We start from the raw sequence: 17,005 nt of genomic DNA on the forward strand, positions 1-17,005 counted from the left end.
AATACAAGTAATAACGATGGTGTAAGCCTTAACGATCCGTTGATTCGTTTGGAGCTCCTTAGCGGGAATAGCGCAGCATTGATTTCTTTTGTGCCGACTCAGCAATTTGATAAAGTGGAGGTACGGTTAAATTCAGGGGTGGCAGGAGCGTTGACCACTGTTGACTTGAACTATGCACAACGGGTCGCTGTTGCTCCTGAAGTAGTGTCGTCAAATGTTGCTGCTTGCGCGACTCAAACTGCTGTCTTAACAGTTAAGAATCCTAAACCTGGAATTACTTATAAATGGTACAATGCTGCCGGTGTTTACCAGGCTGGTAAAGACGGGGTGACGTTTACCACTCCGGCATTGACCACCAGCACAAGATATTTTGTGGAAGCCAATACTGCTTCCGGATGCACAAGCTACAGGACACCGGTTAATGTGACGGTTACTCCAACACCGCAAACTCCTGCTTTAGTCTCTGCTGCTATAAATACCTGCACAGGCAACACAGTTGTTCTTGAGGTGAAAAACCCACTAATGGGTGTTACTTATAAATGGTACAACAGTACAGGTGTGTATCAGGCCGGCAAAGATGGTGTAACATTTACAGTTGCCGGTGTTGCGGGTACAACTACCTATTCAGTAGAAGCTGTGAACAGCTGTGGAATTGCTTCTGCTGCTAAAGCTACCGCAACTATTAATGTTGGAAATTTAGATATTCCGGTAATTACCCCTGCTGCAGTTACAGTAAGATCAGGCTCTCCAGCCGTTTTAACTGCTACTTCAAGTACTTCAGGCGCTGTATTCCGCTGGTATGCTACGGCAACCAGTCCGGTAGTTCTTTTTATCGGTTCAAGAGTTGTAACTCCTGCACTTGTTAACAATGGTACTGCCCCTATAACCATAACCTATTATGTAGATGCCACTGTACCGGGAGGATGTCCTGCCTCAGGCCGCGCTTCGGTAGTAGTGACTGTAATACCTAATGGCAGTCCGACTGATGTCCCTTGTGAGCCTGCAACTGTTTCAGTAAGAGCAGGTGTTGATGGAGTTGCATTACTTGCAGCTGTATTTAATCCTGGTCTGGCAGTCGATAACAATACAGAAAGCGCATCATCATTTGTAATGCCTGTTGGTGCTCTGGGTGCCTCAGTTTATCAGCAAGTTGCTTTCAACGGTTTATCTACTATTGGTGATGCTGTTCAAATACGCATCAGCTCTCCTGGTAAATTGCTTTCTCTGGCTGTTTTACCTTCAATAGAAATCACAACATTTAAAGGAGCTGTGAGCAACAACGATATGCTTGTTGTAAGCAATCCTATAATAAATCTCGAGCTGTTAAGTGACAATAGTGGTGCTATTATCACCTTTGTTCCTCAAAAACAATTCGACGGAGTGGAGCTTAGATTGAGATCTGGCTTGGCTGCTGTTCTTACTACGCTTGATTTTAACTTCGCAAGACGCATTATTGCTGCTCCAAAAGTTTCTAGTGCGGCAGTTACTGCTTGTTTTGGTACATCTGCAACGCTGGCCGTGAGTAATCCTGTTGCTGGTATTACCTACAAATGGTACAGAGGAACCACTTATCTATCTGGTAATGATGGTGCGACACTGACTACTGAGCCATTGCTGCCTGCCGGCACTTATGATTATTTCGTGTCTGCTACACGTAATGGATGCGAGAGTGCAAAAACAAAAATTACTGTAACCATTTTGGCTGCGCCTCTGCCACCGGTCGCTGCTGTAGGAAATCCTGCAACAACCTGCCCTAATACTTCTGTGAACCTAAGCGTTAATGCTGTGGCAGGAGTAACGTTTAATTGGTACGATGCCCAGACCGGAGGTAATCTTCTGGCAACGAATACAAATACATATGCGACTCCTGCGAGTCTGACTGTCGGCGTTCACAATTTCTATGTTGAAGCTGTAAATGGCAACTCTTGTACAAGTACAGCTGCAAGAACTAAAATAACTTTAACTGTAAATCCAACAGCACTTGCGGCTGATGTTAATATTGCAGGAGCAACAGCGCCATTCTGTGCCGGAGTAACCGCAACTCTGACTGCAAGCAGTACAATTGTGACCAGCCCGGTATTTACCTGGTATACTGATGCAGCACTTACTAATGCTGTATTTACCGGCCCGGTGTTTACCACTCCGGTACTGACAGCCTCAAGAACATATTACGTAACTGTTAGGGGTGCAAATAAATGTGCAAATACTGCTGCCGATGCTAAGGTGGTTGCATTAACAGTGAATCCTCCTTCAACAGCTGCTGATCTTGACGTAGCAGGAGCGGGCGTTACTTTCTGCTCTGGAACAACGGCTAAACTTACAGCATCGACAACGACTGTAACTAATCCAGTCTTCACGTGGTATACAGACGCAGCCTTAACTAACGCAGTATTCACAGGTGCGGTATTCACAACACCTGTATTAACCGCCAAAACAATTTACTATGTAACCGTAAAAGGTTCTAATAGATGTGAAAACCTTGCTTCCGGTGCCGAAGTTGTAACCCTGAATGTAAATCCACCTGCACTAGCTGCAGATGTGACTGTTGCAGGTGCAGGCTCACCGTTCTGCGCCGGTGCAAAAGCAGCGCTTACAGCTACAAGCACTACGGTTACAAATCCGGTATTTACCTGGTATACCGATGCTGCTTTGACTAATGCGGTATTTACAGGAGCGGTATTTAACACGCCGGTATTAACAGCAACAACAACTTACTATGTAACTGTAAAAGGCACCAACAAATGCGAAAATACAGCTGCAACTGCAAAACCTGTAGTATTAACTGTTAATCCACCTGCCGTGGCAATAGATGTAAATGTCGCAGGTGCAGACTTGCCGTTCTGTGCTGGAACTTCAGCAAGGCTTACGGCATCCAGCACAACTGTAACCAATCCGGTGTTTACCTGGTATACAGACGCTGCTTTGACGAATGCAGTATTTACAGGAGCCATATTTAATACACCAGTACTAACAGCGACAAGAACTTACTATGTAACAGTAAAAGGTGCTAACAAATGCGAAAACTTAACCGGCACCGGAAGAGCTGTAGTGTTAACTGTTAATCCGCCGGCCGTCGCTACAGATATAACCGTAACAGGTGCAGGCTCACCGTTCTGCGCAGGTGTGTCAGCAAAACTAACAGCAAGCAGCACCACGGTTACCAGCGCGGTATTTACCTGGTATACTGATGCTGCTTTAACCAACGCGGTATTTACAGGTCCTGTATTTGATACTCCTGTTCTAACCGCTACAAGAACTTACTATGTTACTGTTACGGGATCTAACAAGTGTGAGAACAATGCCGCAAACGCGAAAATCATCACACTGACAGTTAATCCTCCTGCACTGCCTTCTGATATAGCTGTAGCAGGCGCAGGTGCACCTTTCTGTGCGGGAAATAAAGCTACCCTGACTGCGACTACCACTACAGTTTTAAGTCCTGTGTTTACCTGGTATTCTGATGCTGCGCTAACAAGTGCAGTATTCACAGGTGCCGTATTTGAAACACCTGTATTGGCAGCAACAACAACTTACTATGTGACAGTTCGGGGATCAAATAAATGTGAGAATACTTCAGCTACTGCCAAAGCAGTGACGTTGACGGTTAACCCGTTGCCTGAGACCCCAATAGTATCCGGCGCCGGAGCAAGTATTTGCAGCGGTGAGAGTACAATACTTTCTGTTCAAAATGCTCAGGCAGGTATTACCTACAGATGGTATGATGCGGCAACCGGAGGAACATTACTGCATACCGGCCCTCAGTATACTACTTTGGCTCTAAATACGACAACAGACTTCTATGTGATGGCCGTAAGTCTTTCCGGCTGTGGAAATGCAACAGGAAGAACAAAAGCCACAGTGACTGTTTCACCAAAACCGCTTACACCTGCGGTGTTGTCGGCTACGGTTAACGCATGTATAGGAAGTACTACGGTATTGAGCGTTTCAAATCCTCAGGCTGGCGTTATTTACAGCTGGTTCTCTACATCAACCGGAGGAACCGCATTGGGATCGGGTCAAAACTTTACCACGCCTGTGATCACCGCGAATACTATATTTTATGTAGGAGCTTCAGCAGGTACATGTACCAGTGCATCGCGTACTGCGGTTAATGTTAATGCTGCACCATTGCCAGCCGCGCCGGTATCAATTTCGGGAGCGGGCGGACCACAATGCGCCTCTGGTACTACAGTACTTTCTGTAGACAATCCTGATGCGCAGCTTACTTATAAGTGGTACACGGATCAGACTGGCGGTACCTCATTGGCAGATGGCAATACATTTACCACTCCGGTACTGACTGCAACTACTACTTACTATGTTGAGGCGGTCAATAAAACTACAGGATGTCCAAGTGCAGCGCGTACAGCGGTTGTTGTAACTGTTCTGGCAAAACTTGATGCCCCTGTGGTTTCAGTTCAGTCAGTTACGGGAACTAGTATCACATTCCAGTGGAATGTTGTACCGGGAGCGACTGCTTATGAAGTTTCAATTGATAATGGTTTAACCTGGATCGCACCTACTGCGGGTCCGGCGGGAACAACATACTTGTATGGAGGCCTGCAGCCTGATCAAACAGTAACCATTAGAGTTAGAGCTAGGGGCCAGTTAGATTGCCAGCTAAGCGATGCTACGACATTCAGCGCTAAATCTGATAACCCATTAGGCAACACCATTTTTGTCCCTAATACATTCACTCCAAATAACGATGGTAAAAACGATGTTCTGTATGTATACGGAAATACAATTGCCAAAATTAAGTTTAGGGTATATAATCAATGGGGCCAATTCCTTTATGAATCATTGAATATTCAAAATGGTTGGGATGGAACTTACAAAGGTGATATGCAACCAAACGGGGTATATGTTTACTACCTGGATGCAGACTTTAATGATGGAACAAAAACAACAAAAAAAGGTACCATAACATTATTAAGATAGAAGATGTCTCCAGTTAATTTTAATCATTTACCTAAAAACTCGAAAAACAAATTTGTTATGAAGAAACTAGTAAAAATAATAGCAGTAGGAGCGTTTCTATGTTTGGGAGCTGTAAGGGTGGTAGCACAAATTGATCCTCACTTCTCTCAATATTATGCGCACCCCCTTTGGTTAAACCCTGCTCTGACTGGTGTTACAGATGGAGAATACAGGGTGTCCCTCAATGCAAAACAGCAATGGGGTTCTATATCTAACTCATTTCTTACGGGAGGAGCTTCATTTGATATGGCACCTGTGAAGAATCTTGCATTTGGTGCGATGGTATTGAACCAAAACGCAGGGGATGTAAGCTACAATCACCTAAGCGCCCTTGTTTCGGGAGCATATCGCATACACTTTGGCAAAGCAGGGCTGAATATGATCAATTTCGGTTTACAGGCCGGTATTTTAAACAAAAGTTTTGACCCTTCCAAAATACAATTGGGAGCTCAGTTTAACCCGGTAACCGGATACGATCCGAATTTTGGAATAAACGAATCCTTTGCTTCATCAAATACACTAGTTCCTGATGTAAATGCAGGTATTATGTACTTTGATGGAAATCCGGGTCAGGCCGTTAACGTCTTTGGCGGTGCCATGGCGGGACATTTAACCAGACCGGTAGATAAATTTTTGGGTAACAGTGTTCGTATGCCGATAAGATATGCAGTTCATGGGGGAGCAAGAGTACGGGTCTCAGAAGTTTTGGACATCACACCAAATGCACTTTACATGAAGCAGGGTAATGCCCGGGAAATCGCGGCTGGAGCTTATGCACAGTTTATGCTGAATCAGGAGTCTGATTTGCTTTTCGGATCAAATTACAGGGTTGATGATGCAGCCATCGCTTTTTTTGGTTTGCGTTTAAAGAGCATGGTCTTTGGAGTGAGTTATGACTTCAATACTTCGAATTTAAACCGTGCCACACGAAGCCAGGGCGGATTGGAACTTTCTGTCTCATTTACCAGCAGGAAAGGCATATTAGGCCCTAACTTCTTTTGCCCAAGATTATAAACTAACGCGATACTTTAACAAATCATTTACAGATGAAACTGCTTAAAACAATACTGATCCTGTGCCTATTTACTACTGTTGCCAATGCACAGTTTGTAACAAATAGTAAAAGAGCAGCCGACGTTTACTTTCAAAATAAAGAATATTATGCTGCCGCAGAATATTATAAGAGATCATTGCAAATTTCTGCAGATAGCGCAGGTTTTGTTGTACCCTATGGTTTTGAGAATAAAATAAAGCAAGAGAGCCCGAAAAATGATGACTATGAATACAGCGTATTTCAACTCGCTGAATCGTTACGGCTCTATAAGAATTTTACTGACGCAGAAAAATGGTATGCTATAGCGAAAGGCTTTAAAAATCCGAAATATATTTTAAGTTCTTTTTGGTATGGTGAAACGTTGCGTGCAAACCAAAAATATACTGAGGCGATAGAATCTTTTAACACTTTTTTAGGTAAGTATAAAACGAATGACGGATATGTTACACGGGCCAAATCCGAAATAGCTTCCTGTCAGTTCGCACTATATGAACTGCGTTACCCTAGATTATTTAAATTGAGCAAGCTTAAAAGCAGTGTAAATCAAAAAGGATCAAATTATACTCCTGTTTTAAAAGGAAAGAGCCTTTATTTTACATCTTCAAGGCCAGGGACCGCTACAGGGAAAAGAGAAATACTGACAGATAAGGACAATGCAAAGGTGAGTAAAAATGAAACACCTTTTCTGAATGCAGTTTATGAAGTTTTGGGGAATCCGCTTAGCGAAAATGTAACCATTAAAAAGGCGATCGCAGACGCTAAGAATAAGGAATCTGCTGCTCCGGCATTCCATCCGAACGGAAAAGTCATGTACATAACCAGCTGGACTGGAAAAGGCGATAAAAAAATATACCAGCTGAACGCTACAGCGGGCACAGCAAACGGGTGGTCACAGCCGCTGGAACTCGGCGGACAGATTAATGTGAATGGCTTTAACTCTATACAGCCATTTGTGACTAAAGACGGGCATTATTTGATATTCTCCTCAAATAAGCCGGGCGGATCTGGAAAATATGACTTATGGTATTGCCCGCTGCGCTCTGATGGTTCATTAGGACAGTCAGTCAACTTAGGCTCTTCTGTCAATACACCAGAAGACGAGCAGGCACCATACTACAACAGTCAAAGTAAAAAACTGCTGTTCAGCAGTAATGGAAGAGTAGGAATGGGAGGATATGATTTTTATGAAAGTGAAGGTGACTTTACTTCCTGGTCAGAGCCAAGGAACGTGGGCTATCCATTCAATTCTTCTAAAGATGATATGTACTTCACTCCAACAGACGATACAGATTCAGAAGGATACATCAGCTCAGACCGGGAATCTTTATGCTGCCTGGAAGTATTCAGCATTAAGCGCGAATACTTAAATGTGAAAGGAATAATACTGGATTGCAATACTTTAAAGCCATTAGCTAATGCTAAAGTTTCACTGGTAGATTCACTGCAAACACTTACAGTTACTACTGATGAGTCTGGGGCTTATAGCTTTAAGATCAACTCTAACCGTAAGTTAAAGATCACAGCAGAAAAGGACAAGTATTTCACTAAAGTGCTTAATTTCTCACACGAGGAAATTGCGAAAAGAGACACTTTGTTCAGTCCTGATATTTGCCTGATCCCTTACGAGATAGACAAACCTATTGTATTGAAAGACGTGCTTTACGAATTTGATAAAGCTACGTTAACTGAGGATTCTAAAGGGAAACTGGACTATCTTTATACAATTATGGTTGACAATCCAAGCATAGAAATAGAGTTGAGCGCTCATACTGATAGCAAGGGATCAGATGTTTACAATCTTGACCTCTCTAACAGACGGGCAAAAGCTTGTGTTGACTACCTGATTTCAAAAGGAGTCTCAATTTCCAGGATGACCAGTCGCGGTTATGGTGAAACAAAACCAGTTGCACCAAATACTTTGGCAAACGGGAAGGATAACCCGGCGGGAAGGGCATTAAACAGGAGAACAGAATTCAAGGTTACAAAAAAATAATTTGCTCTAAATCGATACTCTTCTTAAAAGCCCTCAGGATGTAAATTCTGAGGGCTTTTAGATTATTGTCCCAACCAGGTTTTAAATATGTGATTGGATAATTTGGCTTCTTTGAGGCAGAATATATAGATTTCTGAAAATTTGTTTTTATGATTCATGATAGACTTTGTGCCTGCTGTAATATGAAGATCAAAGGCAGGCCAGATAAAAGATTCTGCAGCGATCAATGCCGTAGCCACTATAACTATACCCGTAAAACAAGTGAAGCTAAGGATTCATTTGACAATGTTGACAAGATACTTAGAAATAACAGGGCAATACTTAGCTTGTTATACAGCAAGCGCAAGAAGAAAGTGAGTAAGATTTTCCTGATCTCTAAAGGGTTTGATTTTAAATATTATACTAATATTCGTCCTACCCAAATGCAAAATTTATATTTTTCATGTTACGACATTGGATACTCAATCATAAATGATTTGGAAGTGCTGCTAATTAAACCATAGTTTTAGGCGGATTTTTTGCTTGTCAACAGAATTATTCTTTGACAACTTTAAAGGTTTTTATGATTTTATGGCTTTCCTGTTCATACATTTTCATTAAATAAAGCCCCCTGGATATATTTGAGCAATCTATCGAGGGTTCAGTTAGCGTCCAGTCTATTTTGTGTGCAGCAACTGCTTTGCCTGTCAGGTCCGTAAATGTGACTCGCGCATTCTTTATATTTTTATTGACAGATTTGAAATAAAGCCTGTTTGAGACAGGGTTAGGATATATGATAATGTCATCTCTGTTATTGGCAGAACGCTCATTTTGGTTATAGGATTTCAGGGTAATTACAAACCGGTTACCTTGAGTAGCCTGTATTTTGGTGTCAATTTTAAATGCATAACTGGCAATGGAATCCTGTAATGTTATTTCCTGTTTCAGGTAATTGTCTGTCACTGTAATTGCTTTAGCTTTTCTCAGTGCTGCCGAGGCTTTGAAGTCAATCGTGTAAGTCCCGCTTTCCCAGCCGGTAACATAAAGATCGATTTTTTGGATGTCTTTAGAAGCGGATCTTTGTTCAATAGCTAATCTGCTGTTCCCGATCACACTTGCAATATTGACATATCCTTCCCCTAATTTTATGGCGTCATCATCATCCAGATCATCATTTCCATTTGCATCAAAATTTAACCGGTACTGTTGACTAAAGGCTTTTCTGCTTACCAGAGCGGTCATATTTAATTGGCCCCGACTGCTGATCTGAGAATGCACATTTACATAAGATAATTTTGAACCTGGCTTGAACTGACTAAAAGCAGCAGGATTGCTGGCGGCAGTTTCGGTAGCAATAGCTTTTGCACTTTCTGAAAACGTAATTGAACCTGATGATTGTCCGGAAATTACCTTTACAAAGAATCCAGTCCCCAGGGGAATTCTTGTGTCAGGAGCTTCACTAACAACATAGTCCCTGTTTAATGGATCATATTGCCAAACATAGGGGCTCAGATTTACTTTTATTATATTACCCCAGAGTAAACTCGCCGGATACGGGTTTCCAAGCAAATTGAAGCCGTCTCCCTCTGCCCCGGAATTTTTATTATCTAACCGGAAGCTTAGGTCTCCCGAATATACCTTACCAGTATGTGTCAGGTAGTATCCTTCAGGATTGGAAAAGGGGGACTGCTGAATTTGATTAAGATAGGCTCCGGGTGCTGTCCTCGGTCCCCTGGAAAAAACATAAATTCCTTTTCCTAAGGCTATTTTTACATTAATGTCATTTATGGGCGTGTACTTTTGTGATAAATTCCCGGACAAGGACTGATCGTGCAGATATATTGTTCCGCTGTTTAATGGTGACGCATCAAAACCATTTGAAATTCCACCGGGTCCGGTGATGAACATGGCGTTCCTAAAAGCAGAGATATTGTAGTATTTTGAACCAGAAGTCGTATCACTATATACAGGAGAGGTGAGCAGCCTCCAGTTTCTTGCCGTTGCAGGAGCTGGATAATTGCCGGAGATGTACTGTTGTACATTTACATAGCCGATGATCCGGGCATCATTCAACGGTACCGGCAATATAGACGCTGACCCGGATTTATCATCCGCCAGCAAAGTGAGGTTGCCGTTGCAATTGAGTACTCCTCTTTTTAAGCTGACATCACCTGATACCCTGATCTGTGCATTCAGAATCAGCTCGCTGTTTATTAGTGCCTGCTCATTTTCCAGCCTGTGTATACTCGCTGTTCCATTTCCGGAAAAAAGCTGTGTACCATTACGCCCTGAAAAAACCAATGTCCCGGTGGCATGATTTATTGATATGTTTCCATTGTTGATGATGTTTCCCGAGCACTTTAATACGATTTGATCGTCTAGTTTTATAGCAGCACCGATGTCTGTCTGCACAGTGCAATTTATTTCAAGATCATTACTTAACTGAAGTTGAGCACCTGCTTTGACAATCAGGGTATTGACCGCTACCGGGCTGCTCCCGGAAATGCGAACTGATTTTCCTGAAGGAACTACGACATTTGAACCCGGTGCAGGTATAGATCCGTTGCTCCAGTTTGCCGGCAGCATCCATGATCCGCCAGAAGGACCAATAAACTTTGAGAATTCAGACGGATTGTATTCTTCTTCAAATACCGTGAAGAAAAGCGAAGGGCTATCCTGGTTGACATATTGTGTTTTCAGCCATTCCATGGGCTTCGCTGTTTTTTGAATCCGGAGTTCGTCAATCGAGCCCGAGTAATATCCATTATTTTGTTTGCTGCTGCCTATACATATTGAACCGCCGTTTCCGAGCGTTACGTCGGTTCTGCCGCCCACCTTTGAGCCGTTTAAAATAAGGGAAATCTGGGTTCCTGATATTAAAGCGATTGCATGGTACCATTTGTTGGGATCCAATATCGCCGAAGAAGTGACGGCATAAGCGGTCATGCTCCTGTAGAGTTCCATAACGAGTTTTCCACCTGCGTTAACTTTGAATACATACCCATTTCTAAATCGTCCGTTCACACTGTCATTAGCTATGATCACCTGTTCGGTACCGGTAGCCTTTAAATTGATCCATGCAGAAACAGTGATGTTGCTGCTGGTATCCGCACCGGAATAAAAGGAGCCTGCAGATCCTTCCAGCCTGATGCCAGTCCCGATCTTCGAATTGATAAAATTAGTTCCGTCTACACCGGCGCTGCCGGTTGCATTCTGAGCGGTAATGCCAGGTGATTGTGCATCTTTACTTGTAGCTGGCGGCACATCGCATTTAAGATGCCACACGCGACTAAAATCTCCCGACCATACACTTATGCCACCAGGTCCAAAAGGATCGTGTAGCAGGGCCGATCCGTAGTATAAATAAAAAGAAGTAGCAGCGGTTGAAGTTCCGTTTGCGGAAAGTGAGCTGATCCTGACCCAGCAAGTCAATTTTCCTCTTGCAGGATCATAATTCTCCAGCTGAAAGCTTAGCGGAACGGAAGGAGTACCGCTCAATGCAAAGGAAATATCTCTTCCTTCTGCATTTCTCATTTTATTCCCGCAGACCCCCGGGACATGGATCAGGTCATCATCCTGAATTTCAATCAGTACAGGGAAGTTTGGCAGATCCTGCTTCAGAACGGAAGTGCCGGTACTTATTTCTATTGCCTGGACCTTTGATTTGTTAACCGTTATTTTTTTTCTGTAACTATAGCCATTCAACCATTCCTGGGCGCAGGCATCGTGAACAAAACATAACCATAGCGCCACAATTGTAAACAACATTGCCTTCATAACAACAATCAATTTTGGCAAATATGATCATTGTCTGTGCAACTATCCGGTGATTATCCGGTTAATTGCACGAGTATTTTTGTTATTTATGGCTGTTTATATATCATTGGCAGATATGAAAAAATATACCTTAATAATTTGCTTTTCTTTAATGACTATGAGTGCCTATGCGCGGCAGGGCGATCCCGGGATGCCTGGGGGTGACCCCGATGTGCCTGTAGATGGCGGTGTTGGCTTACTGCTATTAGCAGGAGCCGCCTATGGTGTCAAAAAAATAAAAGATACAATTCGCCGGTGAGCTACACCAGGATGCCCTCTTTCTTCAGGATATAATTGTAAATCCCTTCAATAGGTTTTTGCAGTATTTTGCCGACTCTTACCTGGTTATTCAGGCAGACCTCTTTCAGGACATCCTGATAATAGAATGCAATAGAACCCACAAAATGGGCATCCAGGCTTTTGTAATTAGGATAGTCTTTAATGTTGGAGTCTACAAACTCCTGGAAGCCTTCCCGAAGTATAGCCAGAATAAAAGGGTGCTCTTTATGAGCCGCCATAAACTTGCTGATCGAAGCCAGATAAATGTTTGGTGCCGGTTTCTGGTAAACATTCGTAATCACGGATTCTTTGTCGATATCGTAATCTGCAGCGAATTCAATCCCCAGATCCGCAGGCATCTGGCCATAAAGGTAGGCAGTAATGAGTTTGCGTCCGAAATAAGTTCCGGAGCCCTCATCGCCCAGCGCATAACCTAGCCCGTGTGAGCCATTGTGAACCTCTGTGCCATCAAAATAAGAAATATTTGACCCTGTGCCTAATATACAGGTCAGTCCTTTTGTATTTCCGCATGTTGCATATGCAGAACCAATAAGGTCATGCTCTACAGAAACATAAGCATTGGTAAAAAAGGACGAAATCCCGTTAGATATCACCTCTATCTTATCCGGCGAAGAACAGCCCGCCCCAAAAAAGTAAATTTCCCTGACTTTCTCTGCATAAGCAGCTATCTCCTTCTTTTTGGAAAAAAGCTTGAAGATATCATGTGCATTTAAAAAATAAGGATTAATTCCTTGTGTGCTAAAGCTAATTGTTTCGGTAGGACTGTACCCCATCCAATCGGTTTTTGAAGAACCACTGTCTGCTACTAGAATCATGAGCTAAAAATAGCAAATTATTGGAAATTTAAAGTCCCGCTGAGCTCCTTTAAACTAATTTCTGTAAGTTTTGCCTGATACTGTGCTTCAAGGTGTCTTGAAATGGCATCAATCGCATTTCTTTGAGCCTCTCTGAACTCTAAAGGAGCTATGCTTCCCAATCTGTATTTCGCAAGCGTTATATCCAGGCTTTGTTTTGCGATCTCTACATTATTGCCCTCTACTTCAAGCAGTTCGAGGCTGGTCTTGTAATTCTGGTAAGCGGAAATTAGCTGTGCACTAATGTCCTGTTTTGTCTTTTCAAGAGTAAGCTCAGACGAATTGATCCCGATCTTAGCATTACGCTCGTTCTGGCGCTGTAAAAATCCATTAAAGATATTCAGGCTCGCAGTGATCCCATAAGTAAAGCCATTGGCCCGCTGCTGAGTATTGAAGCCGGTAGGACTGCTGCTTTTCTGATATTCATACCCTCCATTTACGCCAATTACCGGGTAACGCTGACCTTTTATTTGCTTTAGATTCAATTCTGCTATTTTTTTGTTGATGAAAGCATTCTGGAGATCCGGATTCATTTGCTCCATTTGTCCCGCCAGCGTGGCATAATCAAGTCCGCTGCTGATGTCAATGAGCTCATCAACCTGAAAGTCAGTATTAAGGTCCCTTGCCATTACCAGATTCAGGTTTGTTTTCGCGTTTTTCAGGAGATTTATTTCCTGCAGGTACGATGAAGTATCTGTATTGTAATCGACCTGAGCGGTGATTACATCCAGTTTGGAGCCCCGGCCAATAGAAAGCTTATTGTTGGCAATCCTCAGCCTGAGTTGTGAGATGTCGAGGGCACTGTCCCTGGCTGTCACGAGCTGCTGTTCTTTCAATACCGTATAGTAAGCATTGATGACACCGCTAATGGTGGTCAGGATGGTGGCTCTGGCACTGACCTCACCCTGTTTCTGCAGTTCTTTTAATCTTTCATAATTGGTAAACATCTGCATCCCGTCAAAGATCGTCCAGCCCAATGCTGCCCCATAGCTCATATTGGTGTTTCTCACGCCTGTTAGTGTCTGCTCGGCACCATTGCTCTGTGTCCTTGTGGTATTTTGGCGACTGCCGCCCTCACTAAAACTTCCGTCCAGGCGCGGCAACAAACCGGCATTCCCGGGATTGACATTATTTTTGGCGATCTGAACTTCGTTGTTCACCAGTTTAATATCGTAGTTGTTTTTTAGCGCAGTAGCCACAGCATCACGCAACGATAATTTTTCCTGTCCCAGACCAACCTGAGCCATGCTCATCAGCGCTATGAAAAGCAGCTGTTTTATCCAATCCTTATTTATCGCTTTCATTTTTTTCACTATCGGTGATTGATTTTAAAGATTCATCCAGATCTGCATTTACCTTGTGCTCTTTAGACCAATAAGAATAGATCGCGGGAATTACAAATAAAGTCAGTATCAAAGAGAATGTCGTTCCGCCTACAATTACTATACCCATGCCCATTCTGCTTTTTGCGGCTGCACCCAATGCCATAGCAATAGGCAGGGCGCCGATAGCGATGGCCAGACTGGTCATCAAAATAGGTCTTAATCTGGATACCGAGGCTTCCCTGATCGCATCATGGATACTGGCCCCCTTTTCCTTGAGCTGATTTGCAAACTCAACGATCAAAATCCCATTTTTAGTCACCAGACCGATTAGCATGATCGTTCCGATCTGGCTGAAAATGTTCCAGCTCTGTCCAAACAACCAAAGGGAAAGGAAAGCGCCGGCAACAGCCATTGGCACAGTCAGAATAATGATGATCGGGTCAATGAAACTTTCAAATTGCGCCGACAGAATCAGGTAGACCAGCAGCAAGGCCAGTCCAAACGCAAATAGGGTATTCGAAGAACTTTCCTTAAAATCCCTTGATTCTCCGCCCAGATCGGTAGAAAAAGATTCATCCAGAACTTTAGCAGAGATCTTGTCCATGGCTTCCAGACCGTCACCTATACTTTTCCCTGGTGCAAGACCGGCAGAAATAGTAGCTGCGATGAAACGGTTGTTGCGGTACAGCTGAGGCGGGCTGCTTTCTTCTCTGGCAGATACCACATTGTCAAGCTGTATCAGCTGGTTCTTATCGTTCCGTACATATACAGAACTCAGATCGAGCGGGCTTTTTCTGTCATTTATCTCAAACTGTCCGATCACCTGGTATTGCTTGCCGTTCATAAAGAAATAAGAAAAACGCTGGCCGCTAAGACCCAGCTGCAATGCTGAGCCAATGTCAGCAGCCGAAACCCCAAGGGTTTTCGCCTTATCCCTGTCTATGGTCAAATCAATCTCCGGCTTGTTAAATTTGAGGTTTACATCCGATGTGGTAAAGGTTGGATCATTAGAAACAGCCTCCATAAACACAGGCACCTTTTCCCTGAGCTTTTCAAAGTTCTGTGCCTGGATAATATAATTGATAGGCAAGCCGCCTCGTCTGCCCACCGATATGGTTGGCTGCTGGGTTACCACTACCTTTCCCTGTGTATATTTTCTGGTTATGGCAGTCAGTTTATTAGCAATGTCGGCTTGTGAGCGTTCCCGGTCCTCAGGATCAGTCAATCCCATTCTCACAAATCCACTGTTTGTAGAGCCCGAACCGCCAAATCCAGGCGAAGTGATGGTAATGTTGACCTTTTTTTCGGGAACAGAATCGGCGATCATCTGCTGCAGTTCCATCATAAACCGGTCTGTATAGGTAAACGAAGAACCTTCAGGGGTGCTCAGGTTCATGTTTATGGCGCTGCGGTCATCATAAGGTGCCGTTTCCTTAGGCAATATATTCCAAAACAACATGATCAGACCGACACAAACAGCAATGATCGGTATAGCCAGCCATCTGTGGTTTAGAAACCTGTCAAGTTTTTCTGCGTAACCGTCATTTAGCTTTACGAAATAAGGCTCTGTCAGATCATAGAATTTAGATTTCTTATGCCCTGTTTTTTTCATCAGGTAAGCATTCAGCATTGGTGTAAGGGTCAGTGACACAAATGCGGAGATTAGCACCGCCGCACCAATCACAATACCAAATTCCCTGAAGAGCCGGCCTACGAATCCCTGCAGGAAGATTACCGGCAAAAATACTGCTGCCAGGGTTATAGAGATCGAGATCACCGCAAAAAAGATCTCATTAGAGCCCTTTATGGCGGCCTCAAAAGGGGAGTATCCTTCCTCTACTTTTTTAAAGATGTTTTCAGTCACTACAATCCCGTCATCCACCACCAGTCCCGTAGCCAGCACTATGGCCAGCAGTGACAATACATTAATGGAAAACCCAAAAATGTACATAATAAAAAAAGTAAAGATCAGAGAAACCGGGATGTCGATCAATGGCCTGATGGCAATGGCCCAGTCTCTGAAGAACAGGTATATGATCAGGATCACCAGAATCAGCGATAATATAATGGTCTCTGCTACTTCCGTCACCGACTTTTGGATGAACTTAGTAGTGTCCAAAGAGATATTTAGTTTGATGTCATTAGGAATATCCTTTTGCAACTGCTCAAACCGCTTGTCAAACTCTTTGGAAATGTCGAGGTAATTGGCCCCTGGCTGCGGCACCAGTCCTACTGCAACCATGGGCTTGCCTGACTCCCTCAGTACAGTTTCTTCATTTTCAGAACCAAGGTCTGCATATCCTATGTCTTTCAGACGCACCACATTGCCTGAATCACTTTTCAGGATCAGATTGTTGAACTGTTCCGCATTGGTTAGTTTGCCAAGTGTTTTTACGATCAGCTCGGTATTGGCACCGGTAATTTTACCGGAAGGAAGTTCGACATTTTCCCTGTCCAGTGCGGCAACAATATCTTGTGTGGTCATTCCATAAGCGGCGAGCTTATCCGGCGCTATCCTGATGCGCATTGCAAACTTACGCTGCCCCTGGATCTGTACACTGCTCACACCTGTTATGGTCTGCAGGCGGTCTGCAATTACGTTTTCAGCATAATCGCTCAGCTCCATTACGTTGCGTTTATCGCTCTGCACGGTCATCGTGATCACGGCGTCAGAATTGGCATCAGCCTTACTCACCACCGGGTT

8 protein-coding genes are annotated in these 17,005 nt (G+C 43.5%); 4 read left to right on the forward strand and 4 right to left on the reverse strand.

The annotated features are described in order from the left end of the window. The 3 genes from VK541_RS11910 to VK541_RS11920 form a co-directional block, all read left to right on the forward strand. On the forward strand, positions 1 to 4,941 hold a 4,941-nt coding region (locus VK541_RS11910; protein WP_324370314.1), incomplete at its 5' end, for a gliding motility-associated C-terminal domain-containing protein. A 57-nt stretch (positions 4,942 to 4,998) separates the two neighbouring features. Continuing rightward, positions 4,999 to 5,994 (forward strand): PorP/SprF family type IX secretion system membrane protein, encoded by a 996-nt coding sequence (locus VK541_RS11915; RefSeq protein WP_324370315.1) that lies wholly within the window; start codon positions 4,999 to 5,001, stop codon positions 5,992 to 5,994. Positions 5,995 to 6,026: 32 nt separating this feature from the next. Continuing rightward, positions 6,027 to 8,027, forward strand: coding sequence for an OmpA family protein (locus VK541_RS11920; RefSeq protein WP_324370317.1), 2,001 nt, complete (start codon positions 6,027 to 6,029; stop codon positions 8,025 to 8,027). A gap of 534 nt (positions 8,028 to 8,561) precedes the next feature. Here the strand turns inward: VK541_RS11920 and VK541_RS11925 are convergent. Beyond that, complete coding sequence (locus VK541_RS11925; protein WP_324370319.1) at positions 8,562 to 11,783, reverse strand: LamG-like jellyroll fold domain-containing protein; 3,222 nt, start codon at positions 11,781 to 11,783, stop codon at positions 8,562 to 8,564. Between the two features lie 115 nt (positions 11,784 to 11,898). Here VK541_RS11925 and VK541_RS11930 point away from each other — a divergent pair, with 115 nt between their 5' ends. Beyond that, positions 11,899 to 12,081: a PID-CTERM protein-sorting domain-containing protein gene (locus tag VK541_RS11930; RefSeq protein WP_324370321.1), complete on the forward strand. Its 183-nt coding sequence runs from the start codon at positions 11,899 to 11,901 to the stop codon at positions 12,079 to 12,081. Position 12,082: 1 nt separating this feature from the next. Here the strand turns inward: VK541_RS11930 and VK541_RS11935 are convergent, their stop codons facing one another. From VK541_RS11935 to VK541_RS11945, 3 genes are all read right to left on the reverse strand, one after another. After that, positions 12,083 to 12,937, reverse strand: a complete 855-nt coding sequence (locus VK541_RS11935) for an N-acetylglucosamine kinase (RefSeq protein ID WP_324370323.1) — start codon at positions 12,935 to 12,937, stop codon at positions 12,083 to 12,085. Between the two features lie 17 nt (positions 12,938 to 12,954). Then, on the reverse strand, positions 12,955 to 14,280 hold the full coding sequence (locus VK541_RS11940) for a TolC family protein (protein WP_324370325.1): 1,326 nt from the start codon (positions 14,278 to 14,280) through the stop codon (positions 12,955 to 12,957). Beyond that, positions 14,264 to 17,005: efflux RND transporter permease subunit (locus VK541_RS11945; protein ID WP_324370327.1), on the reverse strand; the 2,742-nt coding region annotated here is incomplete at its 5' end. The genes VK541_RS11940 and VK541_RS11945, both read right to left, overlap by 17 nt.

Source organism: Pedobacter sp. (assembly GCF_035317785.1).
GTDB lineage: Bacteria > Bacteroidota > Bacteroidia > Sphingobacteriales > Sphingobacteriaceae > Pedobacter.